The organism is Montanilutibacter psychrotolerans (genome assembly GCF_003719825.1).
GTDB lineage: Bacteria > Pseudomonadota > Gammaproteobacteria > Xanthomonadales > Xanthomonadaceae > Montanilutibacter > Montanilutibacter psychrotolerans.
Window position 1 is genome coordinate 642011 of sequence record NZ_RIBS01000002.1, and the last position, 20771, is coordinate 662781.

At 68.6% G+C, this 20771-nt stretch carries 16 protein-coding genes, 4 tRNA genes and 1 pseudogene; 9 read left to right on the forward strand and 12 right to left on the reverse strand.

Annotation, left to right across the window (positions count from 1 at the left end; all coding sequences use genetic code 11):
- Nucleotides 1-69: 69 nt before the first annotated feature.
- Both EER27_RS06350 and EER27_RS06355 read right to left on the reverse strand, forming a co-directional pair.
- On the reverse strand, nt 70-795 hold the full coding sequence (locus EER27_RS06350; protein WP_148040962.1) for a hypothetical protein: 726 nt from the start codon (nt 793-795) through the stop codon (nt 70-72).
- Nucleotides 796-1061: 266 nt separating this feature from the next.
- Entirely contained in the window at nt 1062-1511 is a 450-nt protein-coding gene (locus EER27_RS06355; RefSeq protein ID WP_123087164.1) for a DUF2721 domain-containing protein, read from the reverse strand.
- Between the two features lie 160 nt (nt 1512-1671).
- Between EER27_RS06355 and orn the strand changes: the two genes are divergently transcribed.
- The gene (gene orn / locus EER27_RS06360) at nt 1672-2238 is read left to right on the forward strand and encodes an oligoribonuclease (RefSeq protein ID WP_123087165.1); all 567 of its coding nucleotides are present in this window, start codon (nt 1672-1674) and stop codon (nt 2236-2238) included.
- Nucleotides 2239-2395: 157 nt separating this feature from the next.
- Here the strand turns inward: orn and EER27_RS06365 are convergent, their stop codons facing one another.
- Together EER27_RS06365 and ppsA are read right to left on the reverse strand one after the other, a co-directional pair.
- Nucleotides 2396-3310, reverse strand: coding sequence for a mechanosensitive ion channel family protein (locus tag EER27_RS06365; RefSeq protein ID WP_123087166.1), 915 nt, complete (start codon nt 3308-3310; stop codon nt 2396-2398).
- Nucleotides 3311-3315: 5 nt separating this feature from the next.
- A complete protein-coding gene (gene ppsA / locus EER27_RS06370; RefSeq protein WP_123087167.1) occupies nt 3316-5694 on the reverse strand; it encodes a phosphoenolpyruvate synthase in 2379 nt (792 codons plus the stop codon).
- Between the two features lie 141 nt (nt 5695-5835).
- On the opposite strand from ppsA, the gene ppsR reads away from it, so the two are divergent.
- The 8 genes from ppsR to EER27_RS06410 all read left to right on the forward strand — a co-directional run bounded on the left by ppsR (nt 5836) and on the right by EER27_RS06410 (nt 8776).
- Nucleotides 5836-6657 carry a posphoenolpyruvate synthetase regulatory kinase/phosphorylase PpsR gene (gene ppsR, locus EER27_RS06375; protein ID WP_123087168.1) on the forward strand — a complete coding sequence of 274 codons (822 nt, stop codon included), beginning with the start codon at nt 5836-5838 and terminating at the stop codon, nt 6655-6657.
- A 177-nt stretch (nt 6658-6834) separates the two neighbouring features.
- Nucleotides 6835-7329 carry a DUF1249 domain-containing protein gene (locus EER27_RS06380; protein WP_123087169.1) on the forward strand — a complete coding sequence of 165 codons (495 nt, stop codon included), beginning with the start codon at nt 6835-6837 and terminating at the stop codon, nt 7327-7329.
- A 47-nt stretch (nt 7330-7376) separates the two neighbouring features.
- A tRNA-Ala gene (locus EER27_RS06385) sits at nt 7377-7452 on the forward strand.
- 37 nt (nt 7453-7489) lie between these two features.
- Nucleotides 7490-7565, forward strand: a tRNA-Glu gene (locus tag EER27_RS06390).
- A 61-nt stretch (nt 7566-7626) separates the two neighbouring features.
- Nucleotides 7627-7702, forward strand: a tRNA-Ala gene (locus EER27_RS06395).
- Nucleotides 7703-7764: 62 nt separating this feature from the next.
- Nucleotides 7765-7840 (forward strand) — tRNA-Glu (locus EER27_RS06400).
- A gap of 340 nt (nt 7841-8180) precedes the next feature.
- Nucleotides 8181-8459, forward strand: a complete 279-nt coding sequence (locus tag EER27_RS06405) for a type II toxin-antitoxin system RelE/ParE family toxin (RefSeq protein ID WP_123087170.1) — start codon at nt 8181-8183, stop codon at nt 8457-8459.
- Nucleotides 8460-8473: 14 nt separating this feature from the next.
- The gene (locus tag EER27_RS06410) at nt 8474-8776 is read left to right on the forward strand and encodes a HigA family addiction module antitoxin (RefSeq protein WP_123087171.1); all 303 of its coding nucleotides are present in this window, start codon (nt 8474-8476) and stop codon (nt 8774-8776) included.
- A 224-nt stretch (nt 8777-9000) separates the two neighbouring features.
- Here the strand turns inward: EER27_RS06410 and EER27_RS06415 are convergent, their stop codons facing one another.
- From EER27_RS06415 to EER27_RS06450, 8 genes and pseudogenes are all read right to left on the reverse strand, one after another.
- The gene (locus EER27_RS06415) at nt 9001-12156 is read right to left on the reverse strand and encodes an error-prone DNA polymerase (RefSeq protein WP_223807198.1); all 3156 of its coding nucleotides are present in this window, start codon (nt 12154-12156) and stop codon (nt 9001-9003) included.
- A complete protein-coding gene (locus EER27_RS17280; protein WP_223807199.1) occupies nt 12153-13559 on the reverse strand; it encodes a Y-family DNA polymerase in 1407 nt (468 codons plus the stop codon). Before EER27_RS17280 ends, EER27_RS06415 begins: the two co-directional genes overlap by 4 nt.
- Before the next feature lie 241 nt (nt 13560-13800).
- A pseudogene (locus EER27_RS06425) lies at nt 13801-14541 on the reverse strand (hypothetical protein); the annotation flags it as partial.
- The gene (gene lexA, locus EER27_RS06430; protein ID WP_123087174.1) at nt 14541-15212 is read right to left on the reverse strand and encodes a transcriptional repressor LexA; all 672 of its coding nucleotides are present in this window, start codon (nt 15210-15212) and stop codon (nt 14541-14543) included. The gene lexA and the pseudogene EER27_RS06425, both read right to left, overlap by 1 nt.
- Nucleotides 15213-15530: 318 nt before the next feature.
- Entirely contained in the window at nt 15531-17678 is a 2148-nt protein-coding gene (locus EER27_RS06435) for a TonB-dependent receptor family protein (protein WP_223807200.1), read from the reverse strand.
- A 33-nt stretch (nt 17679-17711) separates the two neighbouring features.
- A complete protein-coding gene (locus EER27_RS06440) occupies nt 17712-18989 on the reverse strand; it encodes a dicarboxylate/amino acid:cation symporter (protein WP_123087175.1) in 1278 nt (425 codons plus the stop codon).
- Nucleotides 18990-19025: 36 nt separating this feature from the next.
- Nucleotides 19026-19841, reverse strand: coding sequence for a L,D-transpeptidase family protein (locus tag EER27_RS06445; RefSeq protein WP_425480816.1), 816 nt, complete (start codon nt 19839-19841; stop codon nt 19026-19028).
- A gap of 69 nt (nt 19842-19910) precedes the next feature.
- The gene (locus EER27_RS06450) at nt 19911-20765 is read right to left on the reverse strand and encodes a MurR/RpiR family transcriptional regulator (RefSeq protein WP_123087177.1); all 855 of its coding nucleotides are present in this window, start codon (nt 20763-20765) and stop codon (nt 19911-19913) included.
- Nucleotides 20766-20771 lie beyond the last annotated feature (6 nt).

Genomic DNA, 20771 nt, shown 5'->3' on the forward strand with positions numbered 1-20771 from the left:
GGCCCTCCACGCTACCCGGCCCGTGGGCGAAGTCAATCGCGATCGCTGCGACGTCCATGGCCCGGAGTTTCAGCGCAGCACGATCGGCAGCAGTCCGATCCACAGTACCGCCAGCACCAGGTACTTGATGACGGTGATGGCCGCGCCCTGTGCCTTGTACGGCCCCGGCTGCAGGATCTGCACGAGCGATGGCGCCTTGACCCGGTTGACCAGGTTCCAGGCCACCAGTGCGCACAGCAGACCGCCGATGACGGTCACGCCGGTGGGGCCCAACCATTCCAGGGTGCCGGCGACCAGTGTCTTGAGGCCCTTCCGGCGCCCGGTGATTTCGTGGTCCCCGGCCGCCTGTAGCGCCGACGCGGCATTGGCCAACACCCAGGTGGCAAAGGCGAAGATGCTGAGCCACAGCGCCGAGCCGAACGCGGCGCGCGGGCGGCTGTACTGATCTTCGTAGCGCTTGAATCGACCGTGCAGCGCGTGTTCCAGCGCGGCGAGCACCTGCTCGCGGATGCCTTCGCCCTCGATGGACAGCGAGACCGACTGGTCCTCCTTGCCCTCCTTGAACGCGAAATCGATGTCGTTGTCGCTGCTGCTGCACTGCGCGCGATCGAGCGACCGGAACGCCACGTAGGTCGCATCCGCCACGGCGAACAGCAAGGCAGGCGACTTGCCCGAAACCAGTTCGTCTACGTGCTGCTGCGCCACCGGGGTTGCGAACGTGTGCGCGTACAGCGCCTCGTCGGTCACCACGATCAGTTGCGTCTTCTCACCCTTGCCGTCCTGCCAGTACTGCATCATCGCCTCGTCCCCTGGTCGCACCGGGGAACGCGCCGGGCGGATCGCGGTCGCGATGGCTCATCCCGACGGCGGCCAGTGTCCGGGCGCCGCCGGATCGGGAGAATCGTGAAAGCGTCACGCCACGGCCGATCGCGGTTGACGATGCGTCAAGCGGCGCGATGGGTGTGCGTGCCCAGGCGTCGCACGCGGGATGGTTGGCGGGATCGCTGGCAGGTGCCGGTATGGGGTCCACGGTTGCCGCGCGGGCCCGCGGCGGGCCCCGCTCAGCCGAGGCGGCGGGCGAGTTCCTGGTCGAGTTCTTCGTCGAAACTGCGCACCGACAGGCTGACCTCACGTCCCATCGCCAGGCTGGCCAGAAACAGGAAGCTGACGCCGATCACGGCCAGTACCGTGGGCACCACGCCGAGACGGAAGCCCAGGAAAGCATCGACCGCCAGCCCAAGGCTGGTGCCAACGAAGCCGCCCAGCGCCGCGTACAGCATCTGGCAGGCACGCAACACCAGCTGTGCGCGACGCCGGTGACGCAGGATCTGCACGTCGCGCTGGGCACGATCCGGGGCGTCCTTTTCCCAGGCCACGATCAGCGCGCGCAGTCGATCGACCACGCGTGCCAGTCGTGCATTGGCCGACACCAGCAGCGAGGCGGTGGCGGCCATCAGCAACGCCGGCGCCAGCATCGAGGTCAGGATGGTGTAGTGGGAGTCAGGCAGCATCCGGGCGGGGCGGGAGGGGGACGTGCGATATCATGCCGCCGCGCGCCCGCGATCGCGAGCCGCCAGGCAGGGGATTGCACCGGACCGTCGCGACAACGCTGCATGTCGGCGTGTCGCCACGTCACGCAACCCGACGACTCACCAGGCAGGGAAGAACGAGATGACCGCGAGCAACGGCAACGACCACCGTTTGATCTGGATCGACCTGGAGATGACCGGGCTCGATACCGACAACGATTCGATCCTCGAGATCGCCACCGTGGTCACCGACGCCAACCTCGACGTGCTCGCCGAAGGCCCCGAACTGGCCATCGCCCACCCGCTCGCGCGGCTGGAGGCGATGGACGAGTGGAACCGCAACCAGCACAGCCGCTCGGGGTTATGGCAGCGGGTACTGGCGCAGGGCGTTTCGCTGGCCGAGGCCGAGCAGCGCACGCTCGACTTCCTCGCGCACTGGGTGCCTGCCAAGACATCGCCGATCTGCGGCAACTCGATCTGCCAGGACCGCCGCTTCCTGCATCGCCAGATGCCGCGCCTGGAGCAGTATTTCCACTACCGCAACCTCGATGTCAGCACGATCAAGGAGCTGGCACGACGCTGGGCGCCGACAGTTCTGGCCGGTGTGCACAAGCAGTCCGCGCACACCGCGCTGAGCGACGTGCGCGATTCGATCGCCGAGTTGCGCCACTACCGCGGCGCGATGGGCGCGTTGGGCGGGCTGGAGTAGTAACGCAATCCCCTGTCCGCGTAAGTGCGGCAGGCCTGACACGGACGCTGCGCTGGTCGGGCCCGAACGGCCCAAGGTCTAACGAAGCGCGGCTACCGAAAGATCATGCCGGCGCCAATCAGGCGCTGGATGTCGGCACGGCGTGCCGACCGTGCGCCTAGCGGACGACGGCGGGCGCCACGTCCCCGTCGTCGGTCACCGATCGGGCCAGCAGCTCCATCAGCGGACGGCCGTCGGCGTCGTGGTGGTAGACGTGCAGGTCGCGCTGCGGATACGGAATGTGCAGGCCGCGCCCGATGACCTCGTTGCGAACGCCTTCGGTCAGCTGGCTCTTGGCCATCGCGAAGTCGACCGTCTTCACCCACGCGCGCAGTTCCAGGTTGACGCTGCTGTCGGCCAGTGCGACCACGAACACCTCGGGAGCCGGGTCATCCAGCACCTGCGGGTGTGCGGTGGCAACCGACATGAGCGCCTCGCGCGCGGCCTTGAGGTCGTCGTCGTAGCCCACGCCCACCGCGATGTCGACACGGCGTCGGTGGTTGGCCGTGAAGTTGATGATCGGCGCCGTGGTGACCAGGCTGTTGGGCAGGATGATCGTGCGGTTGTCGGGCGTGCGCATGCGGGTCTGGAACACCCGCACCTGCTCGATCGTGCCTTCCACGCCCGCGGCCTGCACGAAGTCGCCGACATGGAACGGCCGCTGCACGATCAGCATCACACCCGAGGCGATGTTGGACAGCGAGTCCTTCAGCGCCAGGCCGATCGCGAGGCCTGCCGCGCCGAGGACCGCCATCACCGAAGTGGTGGGAACGCCCAGCGATTGCAGCGCCGCCACCACCACCACCACCACCATGGCCGCGTACGCGATGTTGCGCAGGAAGCCGCTCAGCGTGGCTTCCATCTTGGCGCGCACGAACGCACGGTCCATGGTCCGTGAGATCCGCTTGGCCAGCCATGTGCCCGCCACCAGGATCAGCAGCGCACCGATCAGCTTCAGGCCCCAGGTTTCAGCGAGGCGCAGAACGTCCAGGTGCTCGAGCTTTCGGATGGTTTCGGGAACCTGCAGCACCATCGGCTTCAGCCCTGCTGCGCCTTGGCCTTGGCCAGCTTGAGCCAGGTATCGACCACCGTATCGGGATTCAGCGAGACGGATTCGATGCCCTGTTCCATCAGCCACAGCGCGAGGTCCGGGTGGTCGCTGGGGCCCTGGCCGCAGATGCCGACGTACTTGCCCTTGGCGCGCGCGGCGGAGATCGCCATCGACAGCAACTTCTTGACCGCCGGATCGCGTTCGTCGAACAGGTTGGCCACGATCGCCGAGTCGCGATCCAGACCGAGGGTAAGCTGGGTCAGGTCGTTGGAGCCGATCGAGAAGCCATCGAAGATGTCGAGGAACTCATCGGCCATCAGGGCGTTCGAGGGGACCTCGCACATCATGATGATCTTGAGCCCGTCCTTGCCCTGTTCCAGACCATTGGCGCGCAGCACCTCGACCACCTTGCGGCCTTCGTCCAGCGTGCGCACGAACGGGATCATCACCCAGCAGTTGGTCAGGCCCATCTGCTCGCGCACCTTGAGCACGGCCTGGCACTCCAGCGCGAAGGCGTCGGTGAAGCTCGGGTCGACGTAACGGCTGGCGCCGCGGAAGCCGATCATCGGGTTTTCTTCGTGCGGCTCGTACCGCGTGCCGCCGATCAGGTTGGCGTACTCGTTGGACTTGAAGTCCGACAGGCGCACGATGACAGGGTGGGGTGCGAACGATGCGGTGATGGTGGCGATGCCTTCGGCCAGGCGATCGACATAGAACTGCACCGGGTCGCCGTAGCCGGCGATCTTGGCGTCGATCTTCTTGCGGGTTTCCGCGTCCTGCAGGTCGTACTCGAGCAATGCCTTGGGATGGATGCCGATGTGGCTGGCGATGATCATCTCCAGACGCGCCAGGCCGACGCCGGCATTGGGCAGCATCGCGAAATCGAAGGCGCGCTCGGGGTTGGCGACGTTCATCATCACCTTGAGCGGCGCCGGCGGCATGTGCTCCAGGTCGGCAACGTTGCGCTCGAACGGCAGGGCGCCGTCGTAGATGAAGCCGGTATCGCCCTCGGCGCAGCTGATGGTGACCACCTGGCCGTCACGGATCGCTTCCAGGCCATTGCCGGTGCCGACAACCGCCGGCACGCCCAGCTCGCGCGCGATGATCGCGGCATGGCAGGTGCGGCCGCCGCGGTTGGTCACGATCGCGGCCGAACGCTTCATCACCGGCTCCCAGTCGGGGTCGGTCATGTCGGCCACCAGCACGTCGCCGGGCTGCACGCGGGCCATGTCCTCGAGGCTGCGCACCACGCGTGCGGTGCCGCTGCCGATCTTCTGGCCGATCGCTCGCCCCTCGGCCACCACCGGGCCACGCTGCATCAGCTGGTAACGCTCGATCTGGGTCGCCTTGGCGCGCGACTTCACCGTTTCCGGACGCGCCTGCACGATGAACAGCTTGCCGCTCACGCCGTCCTTCGCCCACTCGACGTCCATCGGACGGCCGTAGTGCTTCTCGATGACCAGCGCCTGCTTGGCCAGCTCGTGCACGTCTTCGTCGCTGATGGAGAAGGTGCTGCGCAGCTCGGCCGGGGTGTCCTCGGTGCGAACGCGTTCGCCGGGCTGGTCGGAATAGACCATGCGCAGCTGCTTGGCGCCGATCGAGCGGCGCAGGATCGCGGGCTTGCCCTGGGCCAGCGTGGGCTTGTAGACGAAGAACTCGTCGGGGTTGACCGCTCCCTGCACGACCATCTCGCCCAGGCCGTAGCTGGAGGTGATGAACACCACGTCGCGGAAGCCCGATTCGGTGTCCAGGGTGAACAGCACGCCGGACGAGCCGACGTTCGAACGCACCATCAGCTGCACGCCGGCCGACAGGAACACGTCCTCGTGCTTGAAGCCGTGGTGCACGCGGTAGGCGATGGCGCGATCGTTGTAGAGGCTGGCGAACACTTCCTTGACCTTGCGGACGACGTCGTCCTCGCCGGTCACGTTGAGGAAGGTTTCCTGCTGGCCGGCAAACGAGGCGTCCGGCAGGTCCTCGGCGGTCGCCGAGGAGCGCACGGCCACGGCCACGTCGCCGCCACCGTTCTCATCGGCGAGCTGGCGGTAGGCCGTGCGGATGTCCTGGTCGAGCTGCGGTTGCAGCGGGGCGTCGATCACCCAGCCGCGGATCTCGCCGCCGGCGGCGGTCAGTGCCGGCACGTCCTCGACATCGAGCGTGGCAAGGCGGTCGAAAATGCGTTGGTGCAGATCGTTGTGCGCGATGAAATCCTTGAACGCCTCGGCCGTGGTGGCGAAACCTCCCGGCACGGAAACCCCGAGATTGGCGAGGTTGCCGATCATCTCGCCGAGCGAGGAGTTCTTGCCGCCGACGCGGGCGAGGTCGGTAAGCCGCAGGGCCTGCAGCCAGAGGATGTTCTCGTTCAAGGCGGGTTTCTCCGTGGGGATTCTGGCCACTCCGGCGCATCCGGGCGCAGCCAAGCGGCTATGATCGCCGCTGCGTCGGGTGCATACAAGGTTGATCCGACGGGCTTTTTCGTATTGGCGGGATGAGGCAAGGGCATGGCGATGACGGGGCTTCGGCCGGTTTTCTATATCTCCGACGGCACCGGGATCACGGCCGAGACCATTGGCCATTGCCTGTTGACCCAGTTCACCGGCACCCGTTTTGCCAGTGAGCGCATCGCATTCGTCGACAGTGTCGAGCACGCGCAGGCGGCCGCAGCGCGCATCCGCGACGTTGCCGAGCAGCATGGGGCGCGACCGATCGTGATCAATTCCTGCGTCGATGCGGACGTGGTCGCGGCGCTGAACGAAAGCGGAGCGCTGATGCTCGACGTATTCGCGCCGTTCATCGTGCCGCTGGAGCGCGAGCTCGGCGAGGCCCGCGAACGCCGCATCGGGCAGGCCCACGGCATCGCCAATTTCGAGACCTACCATCGCCGCATCAACGCGATGAACTACGCGCTGACCCACGACGACGGTGCCAACGTCGATTACGGCGAAGCCGACGTGATCCTCGTGGCGGTGTCGCGCGCCGGCAAGACGCCAACCTGCGTCTATCTGGCGCTGCATTACGGCATCCGGGCGGCCAACTATCCGCTGACCGAGGAAGACCTCGAGCACGATCGCCTGCCGCCGCGCCTGCGTCCGTACCGCAACAAGCTGTTCGGCCTCACCATCGATCCCATCCGGCTACAGCAGATCCGCCAGGAACGCCGGCCAAACTCGCGCTACGCGCAATTCGACACCTGCAAGCGCGAAGTCGCCGCGGCCGAGACAATGTTCCGTGCCGAGCGCATCACCACGATGAGCACCACGCACACCTCGATCGAGGAAATCGCCGGCAAGGTCCTGACCACGCTGGGCATCAACCGCGAGATGTTCTGACGCGGCAGCGTTCCAGTGCGCGCCGTCAGGGCGCGCTGGCTGGAGCTGCGAGAGCTGGTGCTGCGGGGGAGGGGATTGCGCCGCGCCGGCAAGTCACGGGCGGGCTTCCCACGCTAGGCCGCAACGCGCGCCACGTCAACGCTGCCCCGTGTCATCCGGCGCGTGTAGCATCGGCCCATGAGCAGTCTGCTGAGTCATGCGCGACGTATCCCGACGCTGAGCCGTTTTGGCTGGTTGATGGGCCTGTACGCTGAGAATCACGAGCGGCTGGCGCACCTGTTCGCGCCGGCCGGGCTGCGGACCGGGCAGTACGTTTCCAGCGTCGGCGACGGGCTCGACCTCGAAATCAGCGTGATCGAGCAGCACCGCTACACGACCGAGCTACGCCTGACCTACGCGCTGCGCGATCCGCTGACCGGCGAGCCCGATCCGTCGGCCTTCCTGCGGCACTACCACGACACCCACCAGGTCGAGGCGACCCACTGCTACGTCGGTCGCCGCTGGCAGGACGTGTTGGGCATGTACCCGCCGCCGGCGGCGCTGATTGGCCACCGCCTGCGCATGAACACTTTCCTTGGGAAGTGGCTCGAATACCTGGGCGAACGCGGGCACGGCGTCGGAACGCTGACGCTCGTGAACGCAGTCGGCGAAAAAATCGCAAAGAGTGCTTGACGGCCTCGGGGGCCGTCCCTAAGATTTGCGGCTCACCAGCGTCACGTGGGGCCATAGCTCAGCTGGGAGAGCGCCTGCATGGCATGCAGGAGGTCGGCGGTTCGATCCCGCCTGGCTCCACCAATTCGCTGTTGAAGTAGTAACAGGCCAGCTTTACTGCGTCCCCATCGTCTAGAGGCCTAGGACATTACCCTTTCACGGTAGCGACCGGGGTTCGAATCCCCGTGGGGACGCCACTTTACCTCGATGGTGCCGGCAGTAGAGGCATCTCGACACCCAGATCCACGATTCGCGCGTGGGGCCATAGCTCAGCTGGGAGAGCGCCTGCATGGCATGCAGGAGGTCGGCGGTTCGATCCCGCCTGGCTCCACCAATCGCCGCAGCGACCCGAATCCGGGACCGCCGCCGGCACAGGCCCGGCCACGATTTCTTCGTGTCCCCATCGTCTAGAGGCCTAGGACACCACCCTTTCACGGTGGACACCGGGGTTCGAATCCCCGTGGGGACGCCACGTTTACTCGCGGCAACACTTTCGCGACCGCCAGGGGCACCGGAAACGGGGCCCCTGGTTTTTATGTTGTTTCCCATGTTTGGGTTCTTTGGCCTTTTTCGGGGGGTCGAATCGGTCCCCCGACGCCAATTCTGTTTTTGGCCCATTTCCGTCCAGTGAGTGGGCCCTGTCTTTGCGCCCTCGCCTCCTTGCGAAGTCCTCCCAGGATCAATGGCACGAGCGCCTTTGCTGCCAGTTCGGCCGAGCGATTGTTGATCGAACGAATCTTCAGTCTGGGTGGCTTCTTGGGCACGGCTGTCCTCCGGTTGGTGCGTGTATCGTTACACGATACAATGCCGCCATGATCCGAAGCTTCCGCCACAAAGGAATTGAGGCCTTCTTCAACGCGGGGACGACCCGTGGGATCCAAGCCGACCACAAGGAGCGGCTCAGGCGTCAACTGACTGCTTTGAACAGTGCGGCAGGTCCCCAAGACATGAACGTCCCCGGCTGGCGCCTACATTCCCTGCAGGGGAAGTTGAAGGATCAGTGGTCGATCATGGTCAACGGCAACTGGCGGCTAACCTTCAAGTTCGAAGACGGCGATGCCGTCTTGGTCGACTATCAGGACTATCACTAGACTAGGAGAGTGCCATGAGCCTCATGCACAACCCGCCGCATCCCGGAGAAGTTCTGCGCGATTGGCTGGAAGGTCATACGACGACGGAGGCAGCCAAGAAGCTCGGCGTAGCCCGCGTCACCCTATCCCGAATTCTCAATGGCTCCGCCGGTATCAGCGCGGAGATGGATCTGCGCCTGTCTCAGGCGCTAGGCACGACGCCGGGCTTCTGGGTGAGGATGCAAGCTGAAAGAGACCTGGCGGAAGCAAAAAAGTCCTTCCGAATCAAGGTAAAGAAGATTATTCCCGCAGCAGCCCGGGTTACCGAGGCAGCCTGACGCACTGTCGCCCAACAGCCCATTCAGAATCTGTCGACGCGAAGCTGCTCACAAACGTCGATCCGCCGTCGCGATGTTGTTTTCCCGCGCGGCCAGGCGGGGGTTTGCGATGGCTGTGACTGTTTAGGATACGGAACGGTTTCCTGCCACCAGGCGTTCGCAACGCCGGGCCAGGTTTGTTCGATGGCACCGCCAGGCGACAGCGGTTGCGGGAGCGCGTGGATCTAGTGGAAATCCCGCGATGGCGTCTCGAATGTGCCCAGCAGGTCGTTGAGGTTCTCCAGCCGTTGCGCGATCAGGTGCTGGACGCCGTCTTCGCGTTCGATGCGCCCGTCGATGGCCAATAGGCGCGATTCCAGCAGCACGCGGCGTTGGCGCTCGGCCAGTTGCCGCCAGACCACCACGTTGACCATGCCGTCCTCGTCTTCCAGGGTCAGGAAGGTCACGCCACTGGCGGTCTGTGGACGCTGCCGCAGGCGGACCAGCCCGGCCATGCGCACCCGGCTGCCGTCAGCCACCTGCGCCAGGTGCGACGAACGCTGGCAACGCCGGCCGGTCAGCGCCTTGCGCAGCAGCGACAGCGGATGGCGGCCCAGGGTGGTGCCGGTCAACGCGTAATCGGCACGCATGTCTTCGTCGATGCTCGGCATCGGCAGCGGCACGCTGGCTTCCTTTGCCGCGTGCACCGGACCAAACAACGGCAGTTGCGGTTCGACGCCGGCGACCTCCCAGCGCGCCCGATGGCGATGGCCGGACAAGGCCTTCAGCGCGGCGGCATCGGCCAGCAAGGCCTGGTGGCGACGATCGAGGTGGGCGCGCATGCACAGGTCGGCGACATCGTCGAAGCTGCGCCGCGTGCGCGCGGCCGTGATGCGTCCGGCCACGTCCTCATCGAAGCCCTGCACCATGCGGAACCCGAGCCGGATGGCGGGCGCGGTATCGCTGCCGGCACCATTCAGCCACTCCAGTGCGCAATCCCAATCGCTGTGGCGCACATCGACCGGCAACACGCGGATGCCATGGCGCCGCGCGTCCTGCAGCAACTGGTCCGGCGAGTAGAACCCCATCGGCATCGAATTGATCAGGCTGCACGTGAACGCCGCTGGCTCGTGGCACTTGAGCCAGCAACTGGCGTAGGTGACCAGCGCAAAGCTGGCGGCGTGCGATTCGGGAAAGCCGTAGTCGCCGAACCCCTTGATCTGTTCGAACAGGCGCTGCGCGTACTCGCGCGTGTAGCCGCGTTCGAGCATGCCCTGGGTGAGCCGCTCGCGGTGCGGCTCCAATCCGCCGCGGCGCTTCCACGCGGCCATCGAACGCCGCAGCTGGTCGGCTTCGCCGGCACTGTAGCCGGCGGCGGCGATCGCCAGCTGCATCACCTGTTCCTGGAACAGCGGGATGCCCAGCGTGCGCTTGAACACGGTTTCCAGTTGCGGCGGGTATTCGACCGGCTCCAGTCCGTTCCGGCGACGCAGGTACGGATGCACCATGTCGCCCTGGATCGGCCCGGGACGCACGATCGCGACCTCGATCACCAGGTCGTAGAAGTTCTTGGGCCGCAGCCGCGGCAGCATCGCCATCTGCGCGCGCGATTCGATCTGGAACACGCCCACCGTGTCGGCGCGACCGATCATCTCGTACGTCGCCGTGTCCTCGGCCGGCAGCTGGGCGATGCCGGTGAAATCGCGGCGGCCGTGGCGGCGCAACATCTCCAGTGTCTTGCGCACCGCGGTCAACATGCCCAGCGCCAGGCAGTCGACCTTGAGCAGCCCGAGGGTGTCGAGGTCGTCCTTGTCCCACTGGATGACGGTGCGCCCGGCCATCGCGGCGTTTTCCACCGGCACCAGGGTGTGCAGCGGGTGCTCGGAGATCACGAAGCCGCCCGGATGCTGCGAGAGGTGGCGCGGGAAGTCGATCAACTCGCCGGTCAGCGTGATCACGCGTTGCATGATCGGCGCGTCCGGATCGAAGCCGCGCTCGCGCAGGTAGGCCGGGATCGGTGCGTGCCCGCCCCAATGGTCCATGGTCTGGGCCAGCTCGTTGACCTGGTCCGGAGGCAGGCCCAGTGCCCGCGCGACATCGCGGATCGCGCTGCGGCCGCGGTAGCTGGTGGCCACCGCGGTCAGCGCGGCACGCTCGCGGCCGTAGCGATCGAACACGTACTGCAGCACTTCCTCGCGGCGTTCGTGTTCGAAGTCGATGTCGATGTCGGGCGGCTCGCCGCGTTCGCGCGAGATGAAGCGCCCGAACAGCAGCTCCATCTTCGACGGGTCGATCTCGGTCACGCCCAGCGCGTAGCAGACCGTCGAGTTTGCCGCCGAGCCGCGCCCCTGGCAGAGGATGCCGAGGCTGCGTGCGTGACGGACGATGTCGTGCACGGTCAGGAAGTAGGACTCGTAGTTCAGCTCGCCGATCAGCGCCAGCTCGTCCTCGATCTGCTTGCGCGCCTTGTCGCTGGGGCCTTCGGGCCAGCGCCAGCGGACGCCGTCCTCGACCAGCGTGCGCAGCCACGACGCGGGCGTCTGCCCGGCCGGCACCAGCTCGCGCGGGTATTCGTACCGGATCTGGTCCATCGCAAAATCGCAACGCGCCGCGATGCGCAACGATTCGGCCAACAGCGGGGCCGGATAGATGGCTGCCAGCGCCTGGCGTGTGCGCAGGTGGCGCTCGCCGTTGGCGAACAGGCGATGACCCGCCTGGGCGATGGTGGTGTGGTGGCGGATGGCCGTCAGCGTGTCCTGCAGGGCGCGGCGACGGCGCACGTGCATGTGCACGTCGCCGGTGGCGACCAGTGGCAGCCCATGGCGCGCGCCCAGGCGACGCAGCGCCGCCAGCTGGGCGTCGTCATCGGGGCCTCGCAGCAGCTCGACCGCCAGCCAGAGCCGGTCGGCGAACAGTGGCTTCAACCACCGCGCGTGGCGGTTGTTGGCGCGGTCGTCGCCGTCGTCGTTGTCATCGCCATCGCCATCGGCGATCCACAAGGCGAGCAGGCCGTCGGGCAGGTCGGTGAAGTCTTCGCGCAGCAGCCGGTACTCGCCCTTGCCGGCGCGTCGGCGGGCCAGGGTGATCAGCCGGCACAGCGTGGCATAGCCGGCCAGGTCGGCGACCAGCAGCACCAGCTTGGGCCCGTCTTCCACGCGCACTTCGCTGCCGACGATGAGCCGCACGCCGGTTTCGCGCGCGGCTTCGTGCGCACGCACGATCCCGGCCAGCGAGCATTCGTCGGTGATCGCCAGCGCCCGGTAGCCCAGTTCGCGCGCACGTGCGAACAACTCGCTGGCGATCGACGCGCCGCGCTGGAAACTGAAAGCCGACAGGCAATGCAGTTCGGCGTAGTCCGGCCAGTCGTTGTCCGGAAACCCGTTGTCCGGCCGGTCGTTCATGCGAACCAGCCGTGCAGCATGAACGGGCCGTGGCCGCCGACCGGACGCCAGGCCCAGGCGCGTTGGCCGTTGGCGGTTTCGACCAGGTAGTAGTCGCGACGCACGTCGTTGTCGTCCCACCAGCCCGACTCGATGCGCTCGGGGCCTGCCAGCACCCGCGGCGCCGGGTCGCGCAACGGCACCGGGTGCGGCAACAGCCATCCCGGTCGCGGACGCGAGGTGTCGACGTGGCTGACATCCGCCTGCGCGCGCCAGGCCAGTTCGGGTCGATGGTCGCCATGCAGCGCCAGGCCCTGCACCGCCTCGTCGCCGAGCCGCGCGCGCAGGCGTTCGCGCAGTTGCTGCCAGGGCACGGCCTGTTGCGGGCGTGGATCGAACAGGTCGCGCCCGGCCGGCACGAACGCGGGCAGCTCCTCGGCGACCAGCCGCAAGCCACGCACCGGCGCCGGCACGCTGGCTTGTTCGAGCCGGCCGCGACCGAGTTCGAACAGCATCGCCGGATCGCGCTGGGCAGCGAGCAGGCCGACCACGACCTCGCTGTCGGCGCATCGTTCGTGCTCCAGCAGCAGGCTGAAGCGTTGCACGCCGCCATCGCGGCCGGCGAGGAACGCGGCCAGATCGGCGCTGAGCCGGCGCAACGGGAACAGCAGCGCCTGGCTGGATTCGATTTCCTGTTCGAACTCGATGCGCTGGTCGAACCGGTCCGGTGGCCGGTAGTAGCGCAGCGGCGGGGCCGGTTGGCCGCGCAGCGCATCCAGCTGCGCCAGGACGCTTTCCGGGAAGCGCCGCGCCAGGGTGTCCCGCGGCAGGGCGAACACCTGTCGCAGCCGGCGTAGACCCATGCGCGCCAGCGCATCGGCGGTGTCGCGATCCAGCCCGGCACGTTCGACCGGCAAAGCCCCCAGCCCGGCCAGCAGCGTGTTGTCGTCAAGCGCGAGGCCGTCGTGGACATTGGCCAGCACGCGGGCGGCATGCGGGTTGGGCGCGGCCACGATGCGGTGGCGGAAGCCCAGTTCGACGAGTTCGTCGTGCAGCCGCTGCTGCAGGCAGGGCCACGGTCCGAACAGATTCCGGCTGTGGCCCACCTCGAGCACGAGCGCGTGGGCGAAATCGGTGCTGACCTGCGAGCTGAAGCGGTACGCCCAGGCCGCCAGCAACGCCCGCGCGCGCGCGGCCGCTTCGGGATCGAACTCGGTCATGGCGAAGTTGCCGCCCAGTGCCTGCGCCGCCGCGATCGACTGCCCAGGACGCAGGCCCAGCGCCCGCGCGGCCGGATTGACCGCATGCAGCACGCGCCGCTGCATGGGGCCGGTGACCAGCACCAGCGGCTGGTCCGGCGCGGGGTGCTGGCGCAGCACCGCATCCAGCGCCAGTTGCGGCAGCAGCAGGCAGGCCCATTGCATCGCCGTGCCCTCAGGACACCGGTCGCACGGCCGGTGCGGGATGCCGGAGGCCGGACGCGGGAGCACGCGAGGCGGCCGGTGTGACCGGCACGACCGAAAGCGGCGCGGTGGGATGGGATGGCGCGACGCTGCGCAACGGGCCGACGGTGGCTGCCAGGAAGGTGCGGGGGAGGGCAATGACCGGTGCGCAGGCGGGACGCGGGGCGGGGGGCGGTGACTGCGGACGTTCGCGCTGCGGGAACGGCACCGGCCGTGTCGGCGCCATTCCGCCGCGGCACTTGAGCACGCGCAGCTGGCGCGGTTGCGTGCCATGCGCGGGTTCGATCGCAATGCGCAGCGCCGCCGGCGACGGGTTCAACGCGGCCTTCGCCGGGCGCAGCGCGAAGCCCGGGCATTGACCGGTTTCGGCGGCCACCTGCAGCCGGCGCAGGGCGCGATCGTTGGCCTGCACCGGCCAGCACAGCACCGCCGCGCAGGCGCCCGAGCGCAGGCACTGCTCGGCGGCCCACAGCGCATCGCGCGGGTCGGCGGTAACTACCTGCAGGCGCGACAACTGCACCCCGGCACGTTGCCAGGCCGGTGCGAACGGCAGCCAGGGCGGGGCGACCAGCACGATCGGGCGGGCATCGGGCGGGGATTTCGCCCGCGTGGCGCGGACTGGCGCGGTGGGCTGCTGCGGGGTGAGCCCACTGACCATCGACGCCGCGTTGGCCAGCGCCCGCTTGCCTGGCGCGGCGCCGTCCTGCGACAGCCGCGCCAGCAACGGCCACAGCAGTTCCAACTCGCCGACGCCATCGGCGGGCAGCAGCAGCTCGGTCAGCGCCGCCTCCGGCCAGCCGCCGGCGGGCAGTGCCGCGTCCAGCTCCGGCCAGCCGCTGGGCAAGGCCGTCGAGGCCGGTGCCGGCGAATGCCCACGCCAGATCTTCCGGCCGTTGGACGGCGTACCGTCGATCAGCGCATCGAGAGCGGCCACCCTGTCCATCAGGCCGAGCGCACCAGGCCGCAGTAGATGCCTTCGATGGCGAAGTCGGCATCGGCGGGCACGTCGATCGCGGCGTAGTCGGGATTGCGCGGCAGCAGGCGGATGCCGGTGGCGGTCAGCTGCAGGCGCTTGATGGTGACCTCGCCGTCGATACGCGCCACCACCACCTGGCCGTGGTGGCCTTCGCTGGCGCGACGCACGGCCACCAGGTCGCCGTCGAAGATGCCGTCGTCGCGCATCGAGTCGCCCTCGACCCGCAGCAGGTAGTCCGGCGTCGGCGAGAACATCGAGCGGCTGATCGTCACCCAGGCGACGGCCCCTTCGTCGATGGGGCTGGTGTCGTTGCCGATCGGCGCACCGGCCGCGACCCGGCCGAGCACGGCCAGGTCGAGCTGCCCGGTGCGGGCAGGGGCGAGGCTGCGCTGCGATGGCCCCCGCGACGACCGCGAACCCACCGGCGCGCCGACCACGCGGATGCTGCGCGCCTGTCCCGGCGTACGGGCGATGGCGCCGGCCTGTTCGAGCGCGCGCAGGTGGTAGTTGGCCGTCGCGTTTTGTTTGAACCCGAACGCCGCGGCGATCTCCCACTGGCTCGGCGGCACGCCGTCGGTGGCGATGCGTTCGCGCAGGAAGGCCAGGATGGCGTGCTGTTTGGCGGTAAGTGAGGGCATGTGACTAATATTAGTCAATTCCGGGCGTGGCGAGGTACCGGTAATCGGTTGGGCCGGGGGCGGCCAGCCGCGTCACGGCCAGCCTGACGGGGCGTCGTCGCAGTGGCTGAGACGGCCGATTCCACGCCGGATGTGCCGTCGTCTGGATCGCAGGCCGGGCGGACCACCCCGGCCCCCAGCGGCTACGTCTGCATGGATCGGGCCGAGCGAAGCGATGCCCGGCGGAGCGCGAGGACGGGGCGTGGCGCGAGGGAGTGGGCGGGGGCTGTCGCTGGCGGGGCAGGTTCGCGCGCCAGGAGGAAAGCGTCGCCCGCCGGGCTATTTGAACGCCCGTGTTGCCGACAGCCCCAGCACCCAGTTGCGACCCGGCGCCGGCTCGAAGTAACGGCCGCTGGCTTCGTTGACGATGACCGAGCCGATGACCTGGCGGTCGAACAGGTTGTTGAGACGGGCGAAGCCGCGCCATTGCAGGCCGACCGCCTCGAAACGCCGCTCGATGCCGAGATCCAGGGTGGCGTAGGCCGGTGCCTGGGCGCTGTTGCGGTCGTCGACGAACACGCGATCGACGAAGCGGCCCTCCAGCAGCACGTCCAGGTGCGGGTCCGGGCTCCAGCGCAATTCGCCCCATGCGGTGTGCCGCGACAGGCCCGGGAGGTGTCGGCCGGCTTCGATCAGGCGGTCGCCCGACGCGCACGGCGGCGTGGCGCAGATGGCGACGTCCTCCAGATAGCGCGCGTCGAGAAAGGTGTAGGCGCCGGCGTACTGCCAAGCCGGCGCGATCCGGTGCGACACCGCCAACTCGACACCGCGCCGGCGCGACTGGCCGGCATTGCCGAACACGCTGCGCCCGCCCTGGTTGGACAGCACCACCAGTTCGTCATCGGTGCGCGTGTGAAACAGCGCGGCCGAGTACGCCAGATCGCCGCGTCGCGCGCGCAGGCCGGCTTCGAGGTTGCGGCTGCGCGCCGCGCGCAGGCCGTCGTTGAGGCCGGTGCGACCGTCGGCGCGGTAGGCCAGCTCGGCAAACGTCGGGGTCTCGAACCCATTGCCCGCATTGGCGTACAGGCTCAGCCATGGCGTCGCGCGAAACAGCAGGCCGGCCACCGGTGAGGTGCGCGAGTACGACAGCGAGCCGCTGTCGTCGGGGTTGCCCGGGGTGATGTAGTGGTCACGCGAACGGAAGCGCACGCGGCTGTGGCGGGCGCCGACGTTGAGGCCCCAGCGCTCGTGCCATTGCCACTGCGCCTGCAGGTACTGATCGACGCTGGTGACGCGGTTGCGTTCGTCGCGCCGCAGTGCGCCGCGCACGCCGAGCTGGCTACCCACGAAGTTCTCGTAGCCGCGCCGCGCTTCCTGCGAGGTTTCCTGCTGCAACCCGGCAACCACGGACAACCGCCGCGCGAACCATTGCGTCGACCAGTTCCAGCGCAGGTCGGCGCCGTGGTAGTCGCGATCCAGATCAATCGCGCCGCCGCCGTGGCTGGCCGGTGCCTGCACCGCGACCGGCACGGTCAGCATCTGCGCGGTCTGGCGATTGCCGGCGTAGCCGGTGAACGTCAGCGTGTGCGCGGGCGACAGCGCGTGCTCGAAGCGTGCGCCGGCCTGCTGCTGGCGCACGGTCTTGCGGGCATCGAAACGCAGCGAGTTCGGGCTGGCCGCACGCCGGTCACCGGCCAGCTCGGCCGCGGTGAGGCCCTGCGGGTCGTCGGCGACGATGTCCACGCCATTGAACAGCAGGGTGTGGCGCGTGTCGTCGCTGGCCTGGCCCTTGACCATTGCCTGCGCGTTGCGACGCCGCGCCGTGCTGTGGTCGCGGTATCCGTCGACGTCCACCTGCGAAGTGTCCAGGGAAAACCCGTGCGTGCCGCTTGCGTCCAGCGGTCCGCGCAGGCCCAGCCATGTGCGACGCAATCGATCGCTGCCGCCGACGCCGCCGGCCTCCAGCTCGCGATCGGCCGGTGGCGGCGCGCTGAACAGTTCGATGACGCCGCCGGAGGCATTGCCGTACAGCGCCGAGAACGGGCCGCGCAGCACCTCGATGCGCTCGGCCGAGGACAGCGCGAAGTGCGAGACCTGACCTTGCCCATCGGGCATGGTCGCGGGGATGCCATCGGTGTACAGGCGCACGCCGCGGACTCCGAAGGTGGATCGCGCCCCGAAGCCGCGGATCGATATCTGCAGGTCCTGGGCGTGGTTCTGCCGATCGCGCGCGACCACCCCGGGAATGCGTTGCAGCGACTCGGACAGGTTGATGGTGGGCTGGGCGCGGCGGATGTCGCGCGCGTCGATCGCGTCGATGGCCGCCGGCACCAGCAGGGCATCGGAGGGTTGCCGCGTCGCGGTCACCACCACGCCGGGCAGTTGCACGGCGGGGCGCGGCGCGGCATCGCCGCCTACCGACTGCGCGCCGGCGGCGGTCGGCAACAGCAGCGTGCACATGCCGAGGCGACGGAGGGATGCCTTCATCGTTTGGATGCCTTCATCGCGGCGCCCGATCGGCTAGTCCGCGCCCGCATCGCCGACGACGGCCGCCGGCGCCGTGCCCGGCTGCGCGCGCGGTCCGCGTGCGACCACGCTGGTGGCCGTCAGGTCGGCGGTGACGTTGCCGACGGTGGCGAACACGTCGGGGATCGTGTCCAGCGCGAGCAGCAGCCCCAGCGGTTCGACCGGCAGGCCCATCGCCTGGGTGACGGGCATGTTGGTGGCCATGAAGCTGACCTGTCCCGGCAACCCGACCGAGCCCATGCTGATCACCACCGCCAACGCGGCGCCGGCGGCCAGCTGCGCGCTGGTCAGGTCGATGCCGTAGGCCCAGGCGATGAAGGCCGCGACGCCGATGTACTGCACCGGGCTGGTGATGCGGAACAGCGACACCGCCATCGGCAGCACCAGCGAGGTCACGGTCAGCGGATAACCCAGCCGAGCGCTGGCGCTCTCGATCATCGCCGGAAGCGATGCCAGCGAGGACTGCGTGCTTGCGGCAATGGTCTGTGCCGGCAGGATGCTGCTGGCAAAGCGCCGCAGCGACTCGCGCCCGGCCAGCACCGCCACGGCGTAGAGCATTGCGGTGACCGCCAGGTACAGCGCGCACTGCATGACGATGTAGTAGCCGAACGCACCGAGCATGCCGGTGCCCACCCGCGCGCAGACCACCAGCACCAGCGCGAACACGCCCAGCGGCGCGGCCCACAGCACCCAGCGCACGATCACGATCATCACGTCGGCGATGGCCTGCACCAGCTCGAGCAGACGCGTGCGGCGGGCGGGATCGACGCGCGTGAGCGCGAAACCGAAGAACAGCGCAAACACCACCAGCGGCAACATGGCGCTCTGCGCGGCGGCGGCGATCGCGTTGCTGGGGATGATCGCGGTGAACCAGTCGCCGAGCGTGGTGGGCGTGGCCGCGGCGGCGGGCGCTGCGGTCGCGGCCTGAAGCGCTTGCGACAGCTGCGGATCGTGCGGCAGCAACGACAGCAGGAACGGTGCAACCACGGCGGCGAATGCCGATGCCGCCGTCAGCAGCACCAGGAAACAGACGATCGCGCGGCGCGCGGTGCGTCCGGATGCGGCGGCGTCCTGTGCCGTGTTGACGCCCACCACCACCAGCGCCGCGACCAGCGGCACCACCGTCATCTGCAAGGCGTTCAACCACAGCCGGCCGACGGGCTCGGCCACCGCGGCGGCGCTGGCGGCAAGGTCGGCATTTCCGATCGCCAGGGCGAGGCCGATCACGGCCCCGCCGATCAATCCGAGCAACACGCGGGTGGTCATCGACACGGTCGGGCTTCCTGCTTGTAGGGGGGCGAGAGCGTGTCAGCGCGGTGTCGGCGAGGGCAGCGCCCAGCCGGAGCGCAGGCGCTGGTACTCGGGCTTTGGCAGCAACACGAACACGGGCTGGTGTTGCGGCCGCAGCCAGCCCAGCAGCGAGCGCATTGTCGCCTCGTCCATCGCCGTGCAGCCAGCGGTCGCCTCGTCGGCGGCTTTCCACAGGTGGGCGAAGATGCAGCTGCCCGCGTCGGCGGCACCTGCAGCGTTGTGCCCGATCACGAAGCCGAGCTTGTAGCGCTGGTCGCCGTTGGCGTGCAGGTCGCGGCGCATCGGCTCGGTGGATCCGGCCACCGCCGCGGCACCGACCTGGTCGCTGTCGACGATGCGGTTGTACAGCGGCGACTGGCTGACATCGATGCAGTAGTCCGACGCGCGCATCGCGCGGTACGGCAGCGCGGTGCTGACGCCCGACGCGTAGCCGAATGCGCTGCCGATCGGGAACACGCCGGCCGGTGCGCGGCCGTCGCCTTCGCGTTTGGCCGGGCCGCCTTGCGCCGGGTGCAGGCCGCTGCCCCAGGCCGATCCAGCGCGTCCGATTACCACCGGTGCCGGCGCGGAGGCCGCTCGCCATTGGTCGCCGTCGCGTTCGAACGCCTGCAGTGTGCCCCGGCTTGCGTCCCAGTCCGCGGTGGTCACCAGTACCAGCTGCGTCGATCGCGACCACGGCAGCCCGGTGGCGGCATCGCCATCGGCCAGGCTGCGGCAGCCGCCGGCCAGCATCGCCAGCGCGACCGCCATCGCAACCATCGGCCAACGAATGGTTGTCGACGAAGGACGCAACGGCGAGGCGATGACGGACATGGCGGAACTCCGTGCGGCGAAGGCGAGGGTGGCTGCCGTGCACTATGCCGGACAGATGAGGGTCTGACCCTAGTCGTCGAGCATGTCCTGGATGCGTTCGACGTTTGCGGCCAACTCGCCCAATCGGCCCGCGCCGGCCTCGCACACCAGCACGAAGATCAGGTCGAGCAGGTGTTGCAAGGCCGACTGGTACAGCAGCGGTTCGATGTGCGCACGTTCGTCGTGCGCCGACACCAGCAGCGAGGCGCCGGCCTGTGCGCGCAGCGGATTGGCCGTGTGCCGGGTGACCGACACCACCTTGCCGCCGCGCTCGCGGAACTGTCGGGCGACGTGGCACAGCGCGGCTTGCCGGCCGTGCTCGGAGAACGCCAGCAGCAGGTCGCGTGCGTCGGCGGTCGAGGTGCTGGCGGCCATCAGCACCGGATCGACGTGGTGCACGGCCAGGATGCCGGCCAACGAGAGCCGCATCGCGAACGCACGCGCCGGGATGCCGTCCTGGCCCAGGCCGATGACGAAGATCCGGCGTGCGCCATGGATCTCGGCGGCGATGGCATCGATGCTGGCCGGAGGATTGATCAGGCGGGTTTCTTCTTCGGCGCGCGCCTTGCCTTGCCACAGGTTCTCGGCGATGGCGGCATGCGGGCCGGAGGGGCCTGGCCCTGCACCGACGGCATCATCGCCGCCGTTGCCGGTGCCGCGTGCGATCGCTTCGCCAACCGAGTACTTGAGGTCGGGATAGCCCTTGAATCCCAGCTTCTGGCTGAACTTCACCACGCTCGACTGGCTGATGCCCAGCGCGTTGGCCAACTGCTGCGAGGAGTAGTCGCGCAGCAGGTGCGAGTTCTCGAGGATGTAATCGGCGATGCGGCGTTCGATCGCCGACATCTGGTCGCGCTCGGCGCGGATCTTCAGCAACGGCTGCATGGCGAC